This is a genomic window from Psychrosphaera haliotis, from assembly GCF_009728465.1.
Taxonomy (GTDB): Bacteria; Pseudomonadota; Gammaproteobacteria; order Enterobacterales; family Alteromonadaceae; genus Psychrosphaera; species Psychrosphaera haliotis.
The window spans coordinates 675,941-697,353 of record NZ_WOCD01000003.1 but is presented as its reverse complement, the minus strand read 5'-3'; the positions used below and the strand labels follow the sequence as shown (position 1 = coordinate 697,353).

Below are 21,413 nucleotides of genomic sequence, written 5' to 3'. Positions count from 1 at the left end.
CTTGTTAAGTTGTTGTTTTTATTTGTTATTTCTGTTTTCTATAATTGTGCCTGTGTAAGCTTAGCCACTTTTTGATTAATTGATTTAAATTTTAACCGTTTTCGCCATTTGAGCTAAATATGACCATCACTAATGAAATTTCTAATGCTATAAAGTCCATAGATGAGATGTTTATGCGTCATGCACTTCAACTCGCAAAAAAAGCGGAAGCAATAGGTGAGATACCTGTTGGGGCTGTATTGGTGCGTAACGGAGAAATAATAGCAGAAGGTTATAATCAAGCCATTGCCTTGAATGATCCAACAGCACATGCAGAAGTGATGGCGCTGAGAGCTGCCGGTGAAGTTTGTTCAAATTATAGATTAGTTGATACTACGCTTTACGTTACTTTAGAACCTTGTGTCATGTGTTCAGGCTCAATGGTCCACGCTCGAGTAAGCCGGCTAGTTTATGGTGCTAAAGATTATAAAACAGGCGCAGTTGAGAGCGTAATGAAGTTACTTGAGCACGAGAGCCATAACCATATTGTAGAGTCTATGGGTGGCGTTTTAGAGGAAGAATGCAGCACAATGTTGTCTGCTTTTTTTAAAAAGCGTCGGGCAGAGAAAAAAGCCGATAAATTAAATAAGCGTAAGCTTAACGAAGGTTAGTCGTTTTCTCTTTCTAACGCTTCATCAAACAAAGTATTAGCTTGTTTTATTCGGCGGTTAACAATGGCTTTTTTAGTACCTTTACGAGCAACACGACGGCGAGTTCGGTCGATAAATTTGTTTGCTTTTGTTAAGCCAAAGGTACGTCTTCTTTTAATCATTTTTGTCCTAGGAAGTACTTAGTCATTCGTATGTATTACCGGGCAGTGTAACATCTAATTATTGCATAGGTGTTACATCATTTACTTATTGGTTTATATTTTCATCGAGTTCTTCATTGGCCTGTTCTTTTTGCTGTTCTATGTTTTTCTCTATGAGCTCTTTTTGAATCGCTTGGTCTTCAATCCAGTTTAATGTGTCATAGTAACGTCTGATGTTTGATACATACGTTACCGCTTCATCGCCACGCGCAAAACCATACCGAGTTGTTTTATAATATTTTTTTTGTCTAAGTTTAGGCAGGTGTTGTTTTACATCAACCCACTTGTCAGGGTCACCATCAAATTGTTCTGTAATACGGCGGCCGTCTTGTACATGACCCCAACCTAAGTTATATGCTGCCAATGCAAACCAAGGTCGGTCTGATTCACTGATTCTTTTTGGAATACGCTGCATAAGTAAATTCAAATATTGTGCGCCTCCGCGGATATTTGACTCTGCATGTAGTCTTGATTTAACGCCCATTTGTTTTGCCGTGGGTTGAGTGAGCATCATTATGCCTCGAACGCCAGTGGGGGATTTTGCGCGTGGGTTCCAATGTGATTCTTGGTAGCTTTGTGCCGCGATTAGTCTCCAGTCTAAGTCACCAGAGTACTCTTCAAACCAAGGCTTATATTTAGGTAATACGTCCTCGATTGCTCTAATAAATAAACGAGTGTCTACATAATTAAATGTCTCAACGTGACCAAAGTATTTATCTTCTAATACCGTTAGCTCGCCACTTTGGTGAATTTCACCAAAGAACTCTATCAAGGTTGCGAATAAAGAGTCGTCGTCGTTTTGAGGTAATAACCAGTTAAGAGGCACGTCCTGTTTAATAGTGAAAGCAACACTAATATCTGGATAATAACGTCTCATGAGTGCTAGTCGGTGACTGTCTGCAATAGTAAAGGCAAAGTCTTCGGCCATGAGAGCTTCTAATAATTCAGTGGGGTCAGTATTGTTAACTACATCCACTTTAACTTGCGGAAAATTTTGAGTCGCTTCTTTAATAGCATCAATGTGATCAGTGCCAAACCCAACGGTAATAGGATCAATGAGCTCGTCAAAACTTTTTGGTCTTTCACGGCCCTGTTTAAAAACTAATTTTTGGTCAATGAAATAATAAGGAGGTGACAGTCTGAATTCTTTATTCGAATTAGAAAGCGAGGCAGTACCGCCCACCACAATGTCTACCTGACCATTCTTTAATTTAGGCAATAGTTCTGCGGAGTTATAGCTAGGTACTAATTCGATTTTTACATCGAGGTATTCTCCAAACTTTTGAACTAGTTCATATTCAAATCCCGCGGCACCACTAGCATCAATATAGTAACTTGCTGGATCAAAAAGGATTCCCACTTTGAGTACGTTTTCTTTTTTTATGCCCTGCAGTTTAGAGCTTGAAAAGTTATCGCTACACGCAGAGATCAAAAAAAGAAGGGCAAAACACAAGAGCGAAAAGCAATGTTTAATAGTGGTTGAAGAGGTGTGCTTTTTTAAATGGATTGGCATGAGTTATATGGGTACCGACATTGCTGACTAAAAATTGTTTGTTTTTATTGTATTAAACTACCACACAATTCTGTTTATTGGTAAAAATTGAGGGTATAATGCGCGCCTAATTTCTTTCCTTTCAACATGAATGGTGAATTGGCATATGTTAATCCTTCGTGGTGCCCCAGCTTTATCTGACTTTAGAGTCAACAAGTTATTGTCTACGTTTAAACAACATGGACTTCCTATTAAAGATATTTATGCGGAGTTTGTCCACTTTACAGACCTTGAGTCTGAATTGTCCGACCCCGAAATAGTTAAGTTAAACGCTCTACTAGAATATGGACCCAAGATTCAATCTCATCCACCCAGCGGTTCTTTATTCCTAATTACTCCACGCCCCGGCACCATTTCTCCTTGGTCAACTAAAGCAACAAATATCGCAAACAATTGCGGCCTCAATAAAGTAAAACGAATCGAACGCGGTTTAGCGTATTATCTAGAACCTACTTCCTCCTTGTCTGACTCTCAAATCAAAACGATATATTCAGTGCTGCATGACAGAATGACAGAATCTGTTTTTGATTCGTTAGAGTCTGCAAGTGCATTATTTTACCAAGAGTCTCCAAAAGCGTTAACGTCGGTTAATATATTAGAGGGCGGACGCGAAGCGTTGAGCCAAGCCAATATAGTGATGGGTTTAGCGTTAGCAGAAGATGAAATTGATTATTTGGTTGAGAGCTTTAAGCGACTAGAACGTAATCCAAACGACATTGAGCTATATATGTTTGCACAGGCAAACTCAGAACATTGTCGTCATAAAATATTTAATGCTGATTGGACAATCGACGGTGTTGAACAGCCTAAGTCGTTGTTCAAAATGATCAAAAACACTTTTGAGCACAACCCTGAATATGTGACTTCAGCTTATAAAGATAACGCTGCGGTTATGCATGGTTCAGAAGCTGGACGATTTTTCGCAAATCCAGAATCAGGCTCTTATCAATACCACCATGAGAATATTGATATTCTTATGAAGGTTGAAACTCACAACCACCCAACGGCTATCTCGCCTTTCCCAGGAGCCGCAACAGGTTCTGGTGGTGAAATCAGAGATGAAGGTGCCACAGGTCGAGGTTCCAAACCTAAAGCTGGTTTAGTTGGTTTTACGGTTTCTAATTTGCGTATACCTGGTTTTGAACAACCGTGGGAAAACGATTTTGGCAAACCTAGCCGAATTGTAAACGCACTAGAAATTATGACAGAAGGCCCACTAGGTGGTGCTGCGTTTAATAACGAATTTGGTCGCCCAAATATCCTAGGCTACTTTAGAACCTTTGAAGAAAAAGTGAATAGCTTTAACGGCGAAGAAGTTCGAGGTTACCACAAGCCAATCATGCTAGCGGGTGGTTTAGGTAATATTCGTCGTGAACACACAGAAAAAGGAATCATACCAGTTGGCGCTAAACTTATAGCGTTAGGTGGTCCTGCCATGAATATTGGACTTGGCGGCGGTGCTGCAAGTTCTATGGCATCTGGTCAGTCAAACGAAGATTTAGACTTTGCTTCTGTACAACGTGAAAATCCAGAAATGGAAAGACGTTGTCAGGAAGTTATCGACAAGTGTTGGCAATTAGGCGACAAAAACCCAATTGCATTTATCCATGATGTTGGCGCAGGTGGCTTATCAAATGCTTTCCCTGAGTTGGTAAATGATGGCGAGCGTGGCGGTATTTTTGATTTACGTAAAGTACCTAACGACGAACCAGGCATGTCACCACTAGAGATTTGGTGTAATGAATCACAAGAGCGTTATGTATTAGCGGTAGCACCTGAAAACCTTGAGCAATTTGAACAAATTTGCCAGCGCGAACGTGCACAATATGCAGTGGTTGGTGAAGCAACAGAAGAGCGCCATTTAACGCTAACTGATGATCACTTTGATAATAAACCTGTTGATTTGCCGTTAGACGTTTTGTTAGGTAAAGCGCCTAAAATGCATCGCGACGTTAAGTCTAAAACTACTACAGGTAGCGCATTAGATTTAAACGGTGTTACTCCTTTAGATGCGGCTGAACGCATTATGCGTTTACCAACGGTTGCAGAAAAGACCTTTTTGATCACCATTGGTGACCGCTCTGTAACTGGTATGGTTGCGCGCGACCAAATGGTTGGTCCATGGCAGGTTCCTGTTGCGGATGTGGCCGTTACCACTGCGTCACTTGATAGTTATCACGGTGAAGCAATGTCGATGGGCGAACGTACGCCGATTGCATTATTAAACTATGGTGCTTCTGCGCGAATGGCGGTGGCTGAGTCAATTACTAATATCGCAGCGGCTAATATTGGTGAGTTAAAACGAATCAAGATGTCTGCAAACTGGATGTCAGCAGCGGGTCACCCTGGTGAAGACGCTGGTTTGTATGAAGCGGTAAAAGCGGTAGGCGAAGAGTTATGCCCAGCGTTAGACTTAACGATTCCAGTTGGTAAAGACTCAATGTCGATGAAGACTCAATGGCAAGATGAAGATGGAACTGATAAGTCAGTTACTTCACCACTGTCATTAGTTATTACAGCGTTCTCTAGAGTAGAAGACGTTCGTAAAACATTAACTCCGCAGTTGAGAACAGATCAAGGCGCATCAAAGTTAATTTTAATTGACTTAGGCAACAAGCAAAACCGTTTAGGTGCCAGTTGTTTAGCGCAAGTTTATAATCAATTAGGTACAAGCGCACCGGATTTAGACGCTCCAGTACTGTTAAAAGGTTTCTTTGACTCTGTTCAAGCGCTAAGTGCGGCTGGTAAATTGCTAGCTTACCATGACCGTTCAGACGGTGGATTATTTGCAACGGTAGCTGAAATGGCCTTTGCAGGTAAAGCAGGCGCAAACGTAAGCCTAGATAATTTAGGCACGGATGCACTTTCTATTTTATTCTCTGAAGAGCTAGGTGCAGTGATTCAAGTTGCCGAGTCAAATGTTGACGAAGTAATGACAATACTTGCCAACCACGGCATGACAGATTATGCATCTGTAATTGGCGATGTGACGGCCGACGATAAACTGTTGTTCTCATTAAATGGTGAAGAGATATTAAATAATACTCGTACACACTTTAGAACAATTTGGGCTGAAACTACGTTTGAAATGCAGTCATTGCGTGATAACCCAGAGTGCGCTCAGCAAGAGCATGACGCTAAGTTTGATACTGAAGACCCAGGTTTAAGCGCAAGTTTAACGTTTGATATTAATGAAGATGTTGCAGCTCCATTAATTGCTAAAAGTAATGGAAACGGACCTCGAGTTGCTATTTTACGAGAGCAGGGCGTTAACTCACATGTAGAAATGGCGGCTGCCTTTAACCGCGCTGGCTTTGATGCCATTGACGTACATATGAGTGACTTACAGTCGGGTCGTATTAAGCTCGAGTCTTTTGTTGGTTTAGTGGCTTGTGGCGGCTTCTCATACGGAGACGTATTAGGTGCAGGCGAAGGCTGGGCTAAGTCAATTCTGTTTAATGACGATTTATCTGCTCAATTTAAAGCATTCTTCCATCGTGATGACACCTTTAGTTTAGGTGTATGTAATGGTTGTCAGATGATGTCTAATTTACGTTCACTTATTCCTGGTGCTGATCACTGGCCTCGATTTGTGAATAATAAATCAGAACGCTTTGAAGCTCGCTTTAGTCTGGTAGAAATTCAACCATCACCGTCTATTTTGTTCCAAGGTATGGAAGGTTCGCAAATGCCAATCGCTGTATCACATGGTGAAGGTAGAGCTGAATTTACGTCGGAACAAGCAGTTGCTGACGCATTGTCGTCAAACACTGTTGCTATGCAGTATGTAGATAACCGTGGCGAAAAAACCACGACATACCCAGCTAATCCAAATGGTTCTCCAGAAGGTATTACATCATTAACTACTAATGATGGTCGTGTCACGATTATGATGCCGCACCCTGAGCGAGTATTCAGAACGGTTAGCAACTCTTGGCACCCTGATGAGTGGTTAGAAGATAGCCCTTGGATGAGAATGTTTAGAAACGCACGTAAGTGGGTTGGATAGTCGAGCATTTTATCGCTATAGTTTAAAAACTTTAGCTTGAGTGCATAAAAAGCCATCGTAAAGATGGCTTTTTTGATTTATAAACAAAAAAAGTTAAATAAATTGAAAGCCAGACCTTTATAATCAGGTCTAATGACGCCATTAAAAGCGATTATTCTGAATTTTGAATTCGTTAAGGAAAGAGTGCATTTTGACTACCATTAAAAACCGTCTGGACAAATTATCTTCTGTTGATTTTACTAACGCTTTAAAAGACATTAAGCGTGGTATCGAGAGAGAAACATTACGCGTTTCACCAAATGGTAAAATATCTCAAGTTGAGCACCCAGAAGTGTTGGGAGCAACATTAACTCATCCTTATATTACAACGGATTATTCAGAGGCATTAATGGAGTTAATTACTCCTCCTTCCAATAATATTGATACAACGTATACGCAGCTTTTTGATATTCATCATTTTGTCTCTCAACACATTGGCGACGAAATGTTATGGCCGATGAGCATGCCGTGTTTTATTGAGAATCAAGATGAGATCCCTCTCGCTTATTTTGGCGAATCAAATGTTGGTAAAATGAAACACACTTACCGTAAAGGCTTAAAAAATCGTTACGGTTCAATGATGCAGGCGATAGCGGGTATTCACTATAACTTTTCACTACCAGAATCCTTTTGGGCTGCACTCAAGAAAGAAGAAGGCGAGTACAAAGGTGGCTGCATAGGCGAGTTTCAGTCTGAGCAATACATGCGAATGGTAAGAAATATTAAACGCTATGTATGGGTTGTTACTTATTTATTTGGTGCTTCGCCAGCAATGTGTCGTTCTTTCCTTGAAGGTAAAGGTGGCGCAATCCCATTTGAAAAGCTTGGCAAAGGTTCTGTATATCTACCACATGCAACATCATTACGTATGAGTGATTTAGGCTATACCAATAGTGAGCAATCGGCACTGAACGTTGAGTATGGCTGTTTAAAAGAATATATCGAAAAGTTACGAATCGCGATTCGCACGGAATCGTTAGATTACAAAAAGCTAGGCGTAAAAGAGAATGGTGAATACAAACAGCTCAATCATAATATTCTTCAGATTGAAAATGAGCTTTACGCTCCCGTTCGTCCTAAGCAGGTAGCAAAGTCAGGTGAAAAACCAACAGATGCGCTTGAAAATCGCGGCATCATGTACGTTGAACTTAGAGCGCTGGATGTAAACCCATTCTCTCCAGTGGGCATTTCAAAAGAACAAATGAGAGTTATTGATGTCTTTATGCTGTTCTGTTTATTGACGGATCAAGATGAATTGTCACAAGAGCAACAAGCTGAGTCGGAAGAAAATCAAGACCGTATTGTTTTGAATGGTCGTGCCGATTATTTAGAGCTTATAAAAGACGGCGAGGCAATTTCTCGCAACGAGTGGTTATCAACTATTTTTGACGAAATGAAAGAGATATCTCACTGGTTAGACGCTCACTTAGGTGGCTCTGATTACAGCGATGCAATCAGCTCTATTTGGGCGTGTAAAGATGATCCAAGCAAAACCTTGTCAGGGCAGTTACTAGATACGTTATTAAATAAAAATACGGATAATGGTTATTACGCCTTAGCGTTAGCTGATGAATATAAACAAAAGCACGCGGAGCATAGCCCAAGTATTTTTACGCCTGATTTGTTATTGGCTGAAGGGATAGATTCAATTAAAGCGCGAAAAGAAATTGAAGCGAATGACAAAGTGTCATTTGACGAATTTTTAGAAAATATTTTGCTGTTAAGGTTTAAGGGCAGTTCTCAAATTTCAGACAAAAAAAAGCGAGCAAAAGGATATGCTCGCTAAAATAACAACAACTTCCAGGGAATGAAAAAAACTGCTTTCACTATGTTAGACACCTTTAAACAAAAAAGTTCTTAGAATCTTCAATTAATTCCGATTTAATTTAATTATATTCATAACCTCATGATTTAAAGAGCTATTAAACCTAGCATTTAATTCATGTTATTTTACCAACTTCGATTTTAGCGTTACTGAATCGCAGGCAAAAAAAAACGAGCAAATAATAATTTACTCGTCAAACAACAACAAAATTCAGGGAAAAATCTGTTACTGTAACGTTTGACAGGTTTCAGCAGGAAAGTTCAATTAAAATGAAAAAAAGTGTCATTATTTTAATTTTAACAATATTAGTTAGCGGTTGTGTTACCCCTCAACCTAAAAATATCTCAAATGTATGTGAAATATTTAAAGAAAGAGAAGACTGGTGGGATGACGCAAACGATATGAATGATAGGTGGGGAACGCCTATTCACGTTGTTATGGCAATGATGTATCAAGAGAGCTCTTTTAAAGCTGACGCCGCGCCGCCTATGGAATATTTTTTAGGCTTTATACCAATTGGTCGAGCTAGCTCTGCCTATGGTTATTCCCAGGCTAAAACCGTAACATGGGATGAGTACGTTAAAGAGTCTGGAAACTCATGGAGTAGTCGCTCTGACTTTGAAGATGCCATTGATTTTATGGGCTGGTATACCGCTAAAACTAATCGGTTGAATAAAGTGTCGAAATGGGATGCGAAAAACCAATATTTGAATTATCACGAAGGTTGGGGTGGATACAAACGCAAAACCTACAGGAAAAAAGCTTGGTTAGTTCGTGTAGCAAATAAAGTTGATAGTCGAGCTAAACGCTACGCAACACAATTAAGAGGTTGTGAAGATTACTTGAATAGCAGCTGGTTGTGGCGCCTCATGTTTTATTGATTATCAGCTAAGTGTTTCGTTTAGAAAGTCACTAAGATCAGAGGGTTCAAAAAGTTTGAACCCTTTTTTATAGAAGGCCAACATGCTTTCTTCAGTTGGATAACTAAAGTAGTCTCCCTCATCCTTTTGAGGACTACCATTAAGTTTTCTACCGTTTTCGATGCTTTGTACAGCCTTCACTAACTCAGGCACGCTGTACTTATATACGTTTAAAACATTCCACCAATATGAACTTGAACGCTCTATCTCGACTGGTATTCGACTAATGATTTTTCCTGTATCAATAGAGGCGTCGTCAATACTGTGAATGGTAGCACCGATAAGGTCATTTTTAAGACCCACTTTTGACTCTACTTGTTTTTCATTTGTATTTAACATTCCCCAAAACGTCGCCATTACGCCTTTAAACTCGGGTAACAAGCCTGAATGTAAGTTGAGCACACCAAGCTTAGGTAATTTTATAATTGGGTTCTTTAATATTTTGCCAAACCTAATGGATAAGATTACATCTGGCTTCAATTTTGATACTTGTTTAAAACCTTCGGGTGTATTGATATTGTCGAGTAAGGTCGCAGAGTGAAGTGGACTACTTTTAAAATCGGATGATTGTAATAGCCTAGACTCAAACTGACCTAGCTCAACCAGTTCTTTGGGCAGGTTTTTTGTTCCGCCTACTTTGCTTGATTTGAAAATATGGACATTGTGATTATTAATAGCAGGCAGTAACAAACTTAAAGCATAGTGCGCCGAAACATCCATATTTGTTAATACAATAATATTTAGCATGACAATCCTTAAGTCGCACTGAGGTATTGAAAAATCTGTAGTTAGCTTTTAAAAAAAAGTATTTGCTTATCGGTAAATTAAATACGGTTGTCGGTCTATCAAAAACTGATTTAACCCTGATGCCCAATCTTTTCTAATAGCTTCGATAGACTCCCCACGCAGTAAGGCTTTTCTAAAGCTACTGGTTCCAGCTAACTTATCAAAAAATGCAGGGCGGTCAATAAAAGTGTGCGGATGGATAAGGCCTTTATTCTTATCAGCTTTGAGCTTAAAAAGTAGGTTCCATTGATGCAAGTCACTAAAGTTTATCTTTGAGCTTGTTGAACCCGCCTTTGAGCTCGGTACGTTTGTCTTTGTATCACTTATTATTGAAAGATTGGTGCCTGTGAGTTGCGTATTTTCCCACTTAGGATATTTAGACACGCCAGCGATGGAGCGAGGTGTGAATGTAAACTCGCCTGTAAATACTTTAGGGTGACCTATAACTTGAAAGGGTAGTGAGGTACCTCGACCAATACTTATGGTAGTAGCTTCAAATAACACGAGTGACGGATATAACTCTACAGCCTTTGCGTTAGGCAAATTTGGGCTTGGTGGAATGGGCAAGTTATAACTTGAAGTACGTTGGTAGTGATTAACGGGAACGACTGTTAACGCAAGTGGTTTAGGCATGGTGTTCTTCGTTAGAGGCTGAATAGTGTTTAGCCAGTTTTCACCAACTATCATTTTCGCCAATTCTCCAACGGTTAACCCGTAAACCATAGGAACTGGCAGCAATCCAACAAAGGATCTGAATTCAGGATCAAGCATTGGACCATCAACCTTTTGAAGATGTGGGTTAGGTCGATCAAGCACAATAAAAGGAATGCCTTGTTCTTGAGCCGCTTGCATCATGTAAAACATGCTATTGATATAAGTATAAAAACGAGCACCCACATCCTGAATGTCATAAACAATGACATCTAGTTGCTCAACTACTTTAGCTAGAGGTCGCTTATTTTTTCCATAAATAGAAACTAAGGGAATACCAGTCTTGGTATCGACGGAAGATTTAACTATTTCGCCATCACTATGATCACCTCTGACACCGTGTTCAGGTGCAAAAACGTGAGTGACATTAACCTTGTGGGCCAGTAATAAATCTAACAAATGAATGTTGGTTACTTGATTGCCTTTTTCATATTGTGTAGCTTCTGCCTGATCAACATCAACATCAACATCAACATCAACATCAACATCAACATCAACATCAACATCAACATCAACATCAACATCAACATCAACATCAACATCAACATCAACATCAACATCAACCCGAAAGGCGACAGAGGTTTGATTAGCCACCAGTCCTACTCGCTTGCCTTTGAGCAAAGGAAGGTAAGCTTGAATTTGTTCTGCCCCAACTTGTATGACTGTTGTTTGATTACGTGCAGCTTTATCAAGTGCAGTGCCAATAGGCGCAGTCACATTAGGTAAGGCTTCGCCAGGTTTAATTTCACTGGACCAGCTGTTCATAGAGAAGAACATAGCAAAAATTATTAGTACCCAATGCGTCACGAAATAACTCCATTTTTAATTAAGTACTTTAATAAGAACGTTTAATAAGTACTTTAATAAGTAATCTTTAATAAGAACGTTTAGTACTAGGTTGCTCATTCATTATTGTGCTTTTACTTACTTTCCAAGGCGCGTCTTAAGAAGCCATTGTGATTAGCAAGATGTTGCGTTGCGTGTCCACGACTTAATCCAGACTTGTGCATTAAAATAGCCAATTTCACATTGTATTGAGCGTCATTTAGTAAATGTTCAGCATACTCAAAAGAAACATCGCAGGCTTGTTCAATGATACGGCAGGCTCTTTTTACGAGTTTGTGATTACTCGCTTTTACGTCCACCATAAGATTTTCATAACACTTGCCCAGCTGCACCATAGTGCCAGTACTTAGCATGTTTAGGATCATCTTTTGCGCGCTACCTGCTTTTAGTCTCGTTGAGCCTGACAACACCTCAGGCCCTAAATTAACGGCAATAGGAATATCAGCAATGTCATTAATGGTAGCCACAGGGTTACAAGTGACGCTGATGGTTTGACAACCTAATGACTTCGCATAATTTAAACCACCAATGACATAAGGCGTGCGTCCACTTGCGGCGATGCCAACAACAACGTCCGCTGCAGTTAGGTTTAAGTTCACAAGGTCCTGTTGGCCAAGTTCAACGCTATCCTCCGCACCTTCAACGGCTTTAAACATTGCACCTTCTCCGCCCGCTAATAAACCAATAACGGAATTGGGATTTGTACTAAATGTTGGTGGACACTCTACGGCATCAAGCACGCCTAAACGGCCACTGGTACCAGCGCCCATGTAAATTAAACGTCCGTTGTTATTTAATGAATGGGTAATTGTATCAATCGCTTCTGCAATGCTTGCTGAAACAGTCTCAATTGCCTGCGGCACTAACATGTCTTGCTCATTCATCAAGGAAACAATCTGCTGGCTATTCATGATGTCTAAATGAGTAGAAGCAGGGTTTCGTTGTTCAGAAACTAGCTTGTCTAAAGGTGTTAAATTGGCATCGTTTTTTTGCGTAGATTGAGTAGTTGCCTCTTGTGAACGATCCTCTTGTACAGAATCTGCTAGCGTATTATTGCCAGCCAAACTGTCATTATTTTTAACAAGGTCATCATTTATAACGAGGCCATCATTTATAACGCGGTCATCATTTACGATGCCGTCAATGCTCTCTGCCATTAAAAGCGCGCCTAATAAACTCGGACTCTTAATAATGCGAATACGCTTAGTAATGTTTGGAATGAGATCCGCCGCTATCAAGTGCTCAAGAGTATTGTTTGCCAAACCACCCGTTAATATAATTTCAGGGCTTTTAATACTACTCAGTAGCTCAACAACATCCTGTAAATGCTTATTTAAAACGGCCTTAGCTAGTTTTGATGATGTAAAAAACTCGAATGCCAATGGAGCTAAACTTGAGAAATCACTTTGTGAAGCAGAAGATAACCAGTGTAATATTTCATCTTTATTAGCTCCTAGTTTTGTCACTAACTGCGAATATAAAGGGTCTTGATTCTGTGGAGGTTTATCAGTGGCTGCAGCTTGGCTGGCATCCCACATTTTTAGATAATGATTAACCAAGTAAAAACCAAGTTTTGCACCGCTGCCTTCATCTCCAACCGGAAAACCCCAACCACCAGAATAACTGCTTTTATTGTCGAGTGAAGTTGCAACAAATGAACCTGTCCCTAAAGTAACTAGTGCAACATCGTCGTTAAGTGATGCACCTTTTGCACCTAAAAGGGCAGTTTCACAGTCTTCTACTATTGCAAGTTGTGATATTCCGGTTTCATTAATAATGAGCTCTTGGCACCTACGAACTAAACTTGAGTTTCCTCCGCCAGCCACGCCGATTGCAACGCTGACATTGTCGTTTTGAGCATTCGCTTGTTGAATAAGATCTGTGATTAGTTGCGATAATGTTTCCGACGCTTTTTCAACATCTTGAGAAAGTGAGCTAGGGCCTGTTGTCGCGTCAAAGCGTTGGGAATTAGATAAGTTAACTATTTGTCCGACGGTTTTTGTGCCGCCGCCGTCTATGCCGATGATAAATTTCATAAAAATGGTATCCTGTTATGCAACAACAATGTACTAAAAAAACCTCAGACTGGAAACGTAAATAAAGTGCAGATTAAAAATATCTTTTTGTTCATCGTAATTGCTCTATTTTGTGGTTCATTTACTAAAGCGGAAGCAACTGAAAAACGTCACGCCTTAAAGGCAATGCCAGATTCAAACAATTGGATCAAAACGGCTTTAGCGCAAAAAATGATGTTGGACTTTAGGTTCTACTGTGAACAAAAGAAAAAACACTGCACTGAACCATTAGTAGCATTAAATCCGAAAATAAAACGCTTTATTAAAGAGTCTGACATTGGTGGCGTTATTTTATTTTCTGAGAACATTCAAAACACCCAACAAGTCACACAGTTAAACCAAGCGTTTCAATTGGCTGCGTCCCAGTCAAATTCGAGTTTGCCCTTGTTGATAGCCATTGATCAAGAAGGTGGCCGTGTCGCTCGGTTACCAAGAGCTGAGTATGCGGCGTTCTCTGGAAACATGGCGATTGGAGCCACTTACCATTCACATAAAGCTGACTTTGCGAATGAAGTTGGACAGGCCATTGGACAGCAACTTCACCAGTTAGGCTTCAATTTAAACTTTGCTCCTAATGTAGATGTTAATAATAACCCCAACAATCCAGTGATAAATGTTCGTTCCTTTGGCGACAACCCAAGGGTTGTGGGTGTGCTTGGACAAGCTATGTCTGAAGGCATGCGTAGCGCTAATATATTAACAACAGCAAAACATTTCCCAGGTCACGGAAATACGTCAATAGACAGTCATTCAGGTTTGTCTGCAGTGATATCGCCGCGCCAAGAGTTGGAAAAAGTAGAGCTACCTCCATTTCGTTATTTGAGCGAAACAAATGCAGTGGATTTTATTATGTCTGCGCACATTCAGTTTCCAGCATTGGACAGTAGCCAAATCACCTCAAAAGCGGGTTTGCAGATCACCAGGCCAGCCACACTATCTAGAAAAATTATCACGGGACTGTTAAAAAAAGAATATGGCTTTAGAGGCTTAGTCATTTCTGACGCGTTGGATATGGGAGCAATCGCTAAACACTTCACTGCAGAACAAGCGGTAACTGAAAGCTTTAACGCTGGTATTGATGTCGCGTTAATGCCAATGGTGATTGATAGTCCATCGCAAATAAACGCCTTTACCCATTTATTAACAAAACTAAAAGATAAAGTACTGAAGGGCGATATAGATAAACAAGAATTATGGTATTCGTATCAGTCCATTTTAGCGACTAAATCAAAACTCAAAACTAAAGCCCAAGAGCCGCAACTACATAACAAAGAGAAAGACCAGCAACTACAAAACAAAGGACTTCACCAACAACTTTCAGATAAAAGTCTGACTGTATTAAAAGGCAATGGTCATCTAGCTATTTATCGTCAGGAAACAAAACAAAATCGAGATAATGCTATTTATCGATTGCTGTCGGTTATGCCGGACTCAGGCAAGTGCGAGGCTTTTTCAAGTGCTATTGATGATGCCCAGGCAACAAAAGAAGCGAAAAATCCCAAAGTAAAACGTGTTGAATTAACCTGCTTATCCGAGGCTGCGTTGATTCACACAAAGTCTAAAAATACTGGTTCTTTAAATAGCCCATTAAATAGTTTATTGGAAAACCCAATAAATAGCTTATTGAGTAGTTCACAATATAGTTCTTTAGATGGCTCTTTAAGTCATGATGCAAAATTTGATGGTTTGCTGATAGGTTCTATATCGCCAAAACAATCACCTTACGAAATGGTTGGTGTAGACCAAACGGAACGACGACAATTGCGTACGATATCGACTAATCAAAAAAATGCGCGATATAAGGCGCTGTTCAAAAGAGCAAAATCACTTGGTTTACAGACTATTTTTGTCAGTCTTAGGGCTCCCTATGAAGTGGAGTACTTTAAAGCGCAAGTAGATTCAGTAATGTCGACGTACAGTTATAACGTCTATTTCGAATCTGGCACGCATGAAGGCTCGCATGAAGACAGCATGGAAAACAGAGTTATAAAAGGTGAGGCATATGAAAGTATTGCGAAGCAACTGTTTGGCCTAATAAAGGGAGCGGGGAAGAGCCCAGTCAAAACAGCGAAGGGCACATAAACATAGTTGTTAAATCAAATGGGCACTAACGTCTTTATTTAAGCAAGAGTCAGATTTAATCAAGAGTAAGTGCCCTAATTGAACTACATAACTAAACCGGCAACAATATAGAATACAACGGTTAAACCACCCGCCGTAAGGGCATACGGTAACTGTGTTTTTACGTGTTCAAGCAAGTCACAGCCTGAGGCAACGGCAGATACTGCAGTAGTATCAGAAATTGGTGAACAGTGATCACCAAAAATGCCACCGCCCAATATTGCTGACAAAATTAGTGGTGCAGGCAAACCCAGCTCAATAACAAGTGGCATGCCAATTGGAATTAACAGCGCAAAGGTTCCCCAAGATGTTCCAGTAGAGAAAGACATTAATCCGCCAGCGACAAAAATAAGCGCAGGGATTAAAAATAGTGGAATGTTTCCAGCAACGATACCCGCTATAAATTTACCTGTGCCTAGCTCTTTTAAGCTTGCACCTAGCGCTAACGAAAACAAAACAATTACAACTAACGGCAGTAATTCATTCATGCCTTTAAAGCTAATTTCTGTCATTTTTTTGTGGGTAAAACGGCCGCTAATAATCATCATGACATAGGCAACTAATGCCGCCAATGCAGTTGCGTAAAGCACTGAACGAGAACCAGAACCATCGGTAAAACTACCGTTTCCAGTCCAGAACATAAAGCCAACCATAGAGACTGACATCGTAAATAAAGGGATCAGCATAAAGCGAGGTTTAGAGGCTTCTATCTCAATGTCAGTGGTCTCTAATGCTTTTTTAGGATTTGCCTCTGCTTCTTTCATCGGTCCGTGTGTTTTGTCAGCAATAATGGTGTACAACACAATGGCGATAGTGATTAAAGCATAAAAATTAAGAGGGATAGTTTGAATTAGAGTTGAAACTGCAGATTGTTCTAGTTCGTAACTGCTTACCAACCCTAATACATATGCGCCCCAGCCATTCATCAAAATGAGTATGCAAATTGGTGCGCTGGTACTATCAATAATATAAGCAAGTCTTGCTCGACTCATATTAAATTTGTCGAATAATCCTCTTGAGATAATGCCCGACATTAGCACAGATAGATTGGATTCTATGAAAATAGTAATACCAGTTAAAAAGGGTAACATTCTAGCTCGACGAGCCGTGCCACTGATGCCTTTTTTAATAAGAAATTCAACGGTAGCGGTTACTCCACCAGAGTAGCGCATGAAACCCAGTAAAGCGCCCACTAACATCGAGAAGGTTAAAATGCGTGTATTATCGGGTGAGCCAAATACGCCGATTACTCGTTCTACGCTAGCTATTGAGAACTCAGTAAGTGCAGGTTGTAAACCTTGTGAGCTAAGAATAAGCAGCAATTCAGAGCAAAAAATGGCTACCAGCAGCGCCAAAATTACTTCTTTTTTCCAAAGTACTACAATAACCGCTAATAACGGCGGCAATATGGTCATCCATTCAGACACAAACATTCCTCGTATTTTCAAGAACTAAATAATATTGCTGTTATAACATAATAAAAGCGTCTCAAACATATTCACGTTAGTTGAATTTTTGGTACATACTTAGTTACAAAAATATAGTAGTTTAAATAAACTAAAAATGGACATTCGGTGTACAACCAATAATATGTCCGGCCCAATTTATAGCAGTGACAGCAGTCTTTGCTATGCAATTAGAACCTAAAACCAATAAGAGTTTAAGCATGAATATAAAAAGCAACTTACCTGCATTAGGATGTGCCTTAGCGTTATTTGGATTTTTGAATGTTTCCTCGGCGACCGCCAATCAAGCTCAAACCGACGTGAAGTCAAAACAAAGCTTAATTGGCAAAAAGGAAATGGCGCATAAGCAACGTCAGACGGTTAAAAACAAATATATTATCCAGTTGGATAGCACTCCTCTGATTCAAGCGAAACGTGAAGCAACACCCGTCGCAAAAGCCAGTTCGCTTAGTCACAGTCAAGCAACATCAAGGCAAGTTAGCTCTTATCGTGTGATGCAACAAGCGCAAAGTAGACAACGCATAGACATTAAATATGCAGCAGTAAAAAAAGACAAATCAGCTCAAGTTTTTGCTGAATATGACTTTGTTTTAAATGGTGTAGCGCTTGAAACAAACTTGTCATTGGAGCAGGTTAGAGCTTTGCCAAATGTAAAAGCTGCGTATCCGGTTGAAACTTATAGCGCTAAACTAGATCATGCCTTACCTCTTATTAAAGCCTATGAAGCTTGGGATAAAGTCGGTGGTCAATCTATGGCCGGCAAGGGTATTAAAATAGCCATTATCGACTCGGGAATAAATCCAGACAATGCCATGTTTAGGGACTCAGGAATGGAGGCGCCAGCATCAAAAGCAACGGACGATTACTGTGCTGAAGTTCCTTCTTTTTGTAATAACAAATTAATTACCGCGCGATTTTATCCACCAGCATCAACCGATGATGATGAGTTCGACTCCCCGCAAGCGCTTAGTGGTCATGGTTCGCATGTAGCGGGTATCGCAACTGGTAGAGAAGTAGTGACTGATACGGGTGAAACAGTCGTAGGTGTTGCTCCTGGTGCTTATCTAATGGTTTATAAAGCACTATGGGGGCAAGATGGTAATGGTGACTCAGCTGGTCTTTTAGGGGCATTAAATGACGCAGCGAAAGACGGAGCTCATGTTATTAACAACAGTTGGGGTTCTGACGCTGGTGGCTCCCCTAATAATTCAATCTATAAAACAGTTTTTGAAGAGTTAGAAGCAAGTAATATTGTGGTTGTATCTGCGGCTGGTAACGAGGGAGAATTGGGTCCAAAGTCTATTGGTTGCCCAGGCTGTATTGAATCTGGCATTACTGTTGCTTCAACCACAACTGACATTATTGCAGGGTATATTCTCGAATTCGGTAGCAATAAGGCGGTTTCTCTTCCTGGAGAAGGGTTTATTGATGGTACAACTTTTAATGCGAGAGGCGTATTAGCTTCCGATGAGGACCAGTTAGGATGCAGTGCTTGGTCTGCAGGATCGTTAACTAATAGAGTAGCCATTGTAAATCGAGGAACCTGTACCTTTTCTGAAAAAGCAGGCTTTGCCCAACAGGCTGGTGCCTCTGCTATTGTAGTCATCAACAATGTGCCGGGGGCGCTTGTTAGAATGCAATTGGATGACAGTGTCACTATCCCAGCTGTTTTTGTCAGTGATGTTGATGGTGCACGTATTCTAGATTTTCTAGACAGTAACAGTTCTGGCTCGTTTTCAATGAATGGCCGAAATGAAACCTCGAGTGACCCTGACCTAGCAGATATTGTTTCTGGCTTTAGCTCCATTGGTCCTAATGGCGATGACGGCTTTATAAAGCCTGATATGTCCGCTCCCGGTGATCTTATTTTGTCAGCAACATCTCCTGATGATGAAATTAGTATTGATTTAGATTATGTATACCTAGGCGGCACAAGCATGGCGACACCAATGGTTTCAGGTGCAGCCGCGCTATTAAAACAATATGATAATGACTTAACCGCTGTTCAAATTAAAAATATTTTAATCAATAGTGTCGATAATGGTGTAACGGATACCACAGATACTCGTCTTGCGACAGCGTTTGAAACAGGCTCTGGGCGTTTAAATATAGAACGTGCTCTCGAATTGACAACTTATGCAGAAACGCCAAATTTAGCGAATAATAAGTGTTTTATACTGTGTCGTGTTTCTAATAAATTGATCACAATGTCATCAACCTCTGACACATGGAGTGGTGAAGTTGAAATGTTCAGTGAACTTGCCAAAGGTTCTGTTTCCCCATTTGTTATTACGTTAGACGCAGATAACCAAGAAGCTGACTATACGGTCAACTTTGAGTTGCCATTAGACGCTGCACCTGGTTGGTATTTTGGTCAGTTAGTATGGACCAGCTCAACAGGGCAGACGCTGACACAGGCTATTGCTATTTCTCAAGGAGATGAAAGCAGCAACAAAATAACACTGATTCAAACCGGTAGCGGGGAAGGCACAGAAAGCTACAGGTTAGAGACGACAAATTTAACGTCAGAAAATAGCTTTAAAGTTGAGTTAGATGCAATAGGAGGCGCTGAGTTTGATGTAGATTCGGTGCAATCTCCTCTAGCAACGTCGATAGAAAAAGCAACGTCTAGTATTGTCGTTAACTCAAATTTAGCGCCAGGTGCATTCACAGTATCTAATGATCTCCCAATAGACATTGACCTCAGTGACGCGGCGCTTAATTCAAACTTGGTTGTGTGTTCGAGTGGCTGTGATGAATTTACGTTTGAGTTGCCATTCGAGTTTGAATATTTTGGTGAATCTCAGTCCAAGTTAACGGTAAGTGAAAACGGTTTATTGATAATAGGAAGTTCAGTTTCAGCTTCGTCAAACTTGTCAAATAATCGTGATGTGCCGGCTGAAGCCGAAGTGAAGGGCGTCGTTGCGCCATTTTGGACGGACTTTGATTTAGATGACGCATCTGACTCTAGCGCCGCAGATACTGGCGGTGGTAGCTTATATTATTTGAATTACTCTGATAACGGCAAAGAATATCTTGTGATTCAATGGCATGAAGTACAGCTTTGGATAAGCGATTCTCAAGGGTTTGGAGCTGACTATTGGGGAGTAACAGACCCTAATGTCGCATTTACATTCCAAGTTATTGTAGAGAAAGGCACGGATAACATTTGGTTCAACTATATGGATATTCAAGAGCAGCCTAATTACTATACTGTTGGTTTAGAGTCACCAGATAGCTCTATTGGCTATTCTTATTGGTTTAATGGGCAAGGTGAGTCAGCCGTTACATCTGCAACTGGCGGTATTATTTTTGACTACCAAGAAGCTGAAAGTCTAGTAGTTGACTTTTCAATCAATAATGTCGAGTTCGATTCGGAATTTGCGGTTAATGATAACGTTAGCGTAGAGGAAGATGGTTCGGTAACGGTCAGCGTTTTAGATAATGATTTGACGGGTGATCGCGCTGGGATCGTCTCTCGCGTTGGCGATGAAGGTCGCCTAACGAATGTGTTTGTCAACGAAGATGATTTCTCGATAGATAGTGCGAGCCTGACTCTCGATAGTGAACCAACTAAAGGCACCGTAACAATTAACAGCGGCAAATTTACCTATGAACCAAACGAAGACTATTTTGGTACAGACTCATTTGATTATTCAGTTACAAATAGCAACGGTAGAAAATCAACCGCCAGCGTTAACGTAATGGTTACTCCAGTCAACGATGCACCTGTAATTACCGCGCTAAATGTTCCAAGTAGTATTACAGAAGGAAGCACGATAACACTTTCAGCGACAGGTTTTGATGTTGATAGTGAGATTGTTTTCTTTTGGAATTTACCAGATGGGTTTACAACAGAAAATACTTCAGGCGATTTTATTGTCGGCCAGGAAATTGAGGTTACTTATACCTCATCCAACGCTACATCAGGAGTCATTACTGTTTCTATTACAGACGGTGAAGTTGAAGTTTCAGAAGAGGCAACCATTAAGTTAAATAAACAATCGGTTGTAGCACCTGTGACCACACCAGCTAAAAAGTCAGGTGGTAGTTCATCACCAATGATGATTTTAATGGTATTTGCCTTATTGTTTATCAAACGAGCTCAATTATTAAACAAGTTGTTGATTCGTAAATAAACTCTTTAATTATGCTTAAAAGCCTGCCACCTATGCTTTTGGAGATAGGTGGCAATATTAATTGTCACATCATC

The 21,413-nt window shown here is 40.3% G+C and carries 13 protein-coding genes; 7 read left to right on the top strand and 6 right to left on the bottom strand.

The annotated features are described in order from the left end of the window. The first annotated feature begins 119 nt into the window (after positions 1 to 119). Positions 120 to 650, top strand: coding sequence for a tRNA adenosine(34) deaminase TadA (tadA, locus tag GNP35_RS08015; protein WP_155695614.1), 531 nt, complete (start codon positions 120 to 122; stop codon positions 648 to 650). Here tadA and GNP35_RS08010 read toward each other — a convergent pair. Both GNP35_RS08010 and mltF read right to left on the bottom strand, forming a co-directional pair. Beyond that, the gene (locus tag GNP35_RS08010; RefSeq protein ID WP_155695613.1) at positions 647 to 811 is read right to left on the bottom strand and encodes a hypothetical protein; all 165 of its coding nucleotides are present in this window, start codon (positions 809 to 811) and stop codon (positions 647 to 649) included. The two genes, tadA and GNP35_RS08010, sit on opposite strands and share 4 nt — an antisense overlap. Before the next feature lie 85 nt (positions 812 to 896). Then, positions 897 to 2,282 (bottom strand): membrane-bound lytic murein transglycosylase MltF, encoded by a 1,386-nt coding sequence (gene mltF, locus GNP35_RS08005; RefSeq protein ID WP_230961338.1) that lies wholly within the window; start codon positions 2,280 to 2,282, stop codon positions 897 to 899. On the opposite strand from mltF, the gene GNP35_RS15635 reads away from it, so the two are divergent. From GNP35_RS15635 to GNP35_RS07990, 4 genes are all read left to right on the top strand, one after another. Continuing rightward, positions 2,212 to 2,394 carry a hypothetical protein gene (locus GNP35_RS15635; RefSeq protein ID WP_230961416.1) on the top strand — a complete coding sequence of 61 codons (183 nt, stop codon included), beginning with the start codon at positions 2,212 to 2,214 and terminating at the stop codon, positions 2,392 to 2,394. The genes mltF and GNP35_RS15635 overlap by 71 nt on opposite strands. A 114-nt stretch (positions 2,395 to 2,508) precedes the next feature. Then, positions 2,509 to 6,411: a phosphoribosylformylglycinamidine synthase gene (gene purL, locus GNP35_RS08000; protein ID WP_155695611.1), complete on the top strand. Its 3,903-nt coding sequence runs from the start codon at positions 2,509 to 2,511 to the stop codon at positions 6,409 to 6,411. 190 nt (positions 6,412 to 6,601) lie between these two features. Then, positions 6,602 to 8,236 carry a glutamate--cysteine ligase gene (gshA, locus tag GNP35_RS07995; RefSeq protein ID WP_230961337.1) on the top strand — a complete coding sequence of 545 codons (1,635 nt, stop codon included), beginning with the start codon at positions 6,602 to 6,604 and terminating at the stop codon, positions 8,234 to 8,236. 308 nt (positions 8,237 to 8,544) lie between these two features. After that, positions 8,545 to 9,156, top strand: a complete 612-nt coding sequence (locus GNP35_RS07990; protein ID WP_155695609.1) for a transglycosylase SLT domain-containing protein — start codon at positions 8,545 to 8,547, stop codon at positions 9,154 to 9,156. 3 nt (positions 9,157 to 9,159) lie between these two features. Here the strand turns inward: GNP35_RS07990 and GNP35_RS07985 are convergent, their stop codons facing one another. The 3 genes from GNP35_RS07985 to murQ form a co-directional block, all read right to left on the bottom strand. Then, positions 9,160 to 9,942 (bottom strand): formyl transferase, encoded by a 783-nt coding sequence (locus tag GNP35_RS07985; RefSeq protein ID WP_155695608.1) that lies wholly within the window; start codon positions 9,940 to 9,942, stop codon positions 9,160 to 9,162. 66 nt (positions 9,943 to 10,008) lie between these two features. After that, the gene (locus GNP35_RS07980; protein ID WP_155695607.1) at positions 10,009 to 11,499 is read right to left on the bottom strand and encodes an exo-beta-N-acetylmuramidase NamZ family protein; all 1,491 of its coding nucleotides are present in this window, start codon (positions 11,497 to 11,499) and stop codon (positions 10,009 to 10,011) included. A 113-nt stretch (positions 11,500 to 11,612) separates the two neighbouring features. Next, positions 11,613 to 13,574, bottom strand: coding sequence for an N-acetylmuramic acid 6-phosphate etherase (gene murQ / locus GNP35_RS07975; protein WP_155695606.1), 1,962 nt, complete (start codon positions 13,572 to 13,574; stop codon positions 11,613 to 11,615). A gap of 66 nt (positions 13,575 to 13,640) precedes the next feature. On the opposite strand from murQ, the gene GNP35_RS07970 reads away from it, so the two are divergent. After that, entirely contained in the window at positions 13,641 to 15,695 is a 2,055-nt protein-coding gene (locus tag GNP35_RS07970) for a glycoside hydrolase family 3 N-terminal domain-containing protein (protein WP_155695605.1), read from the top strand. Positions 15,696 to 15,778: 83 nt separating this feature from the next. Here the strand turns inward: GNP35_RS07970 and GNP35_RS07965 are convergent, their stop codons facing one another. Next, a complete protein-coding gene (locus tag GNP35_RS07965) occupies positions 15,779 to 17,149 on the bottom strand; it encodes a Na+/H+ antiporter NhaC family protein (protein ID WP_230961386.1) in 1,371 nt (456 codons plus the stop codon). 251 nt (positions 17,150 to 17,400) lie between these two features. Between GNP35_RS07965 and GNP35_RS07960 the strand changes: the two genes are divergently transcribed. Then, the gene (locus tag GNP35_RS07960; protein WP_196492462.1) at positions 17,401 to 21,339 is read left to right on the top strand and encodes a S8 family serine peptidase; all 3,939 of its coding nucleotides are present in this window, start codon (positions 17,401 to 17,403) and stop codon (positions 21,337 to 21,339) included. The last annotated feature ends 74 nt before the right edge of the window (positions 21,340 to 21,413 follow it).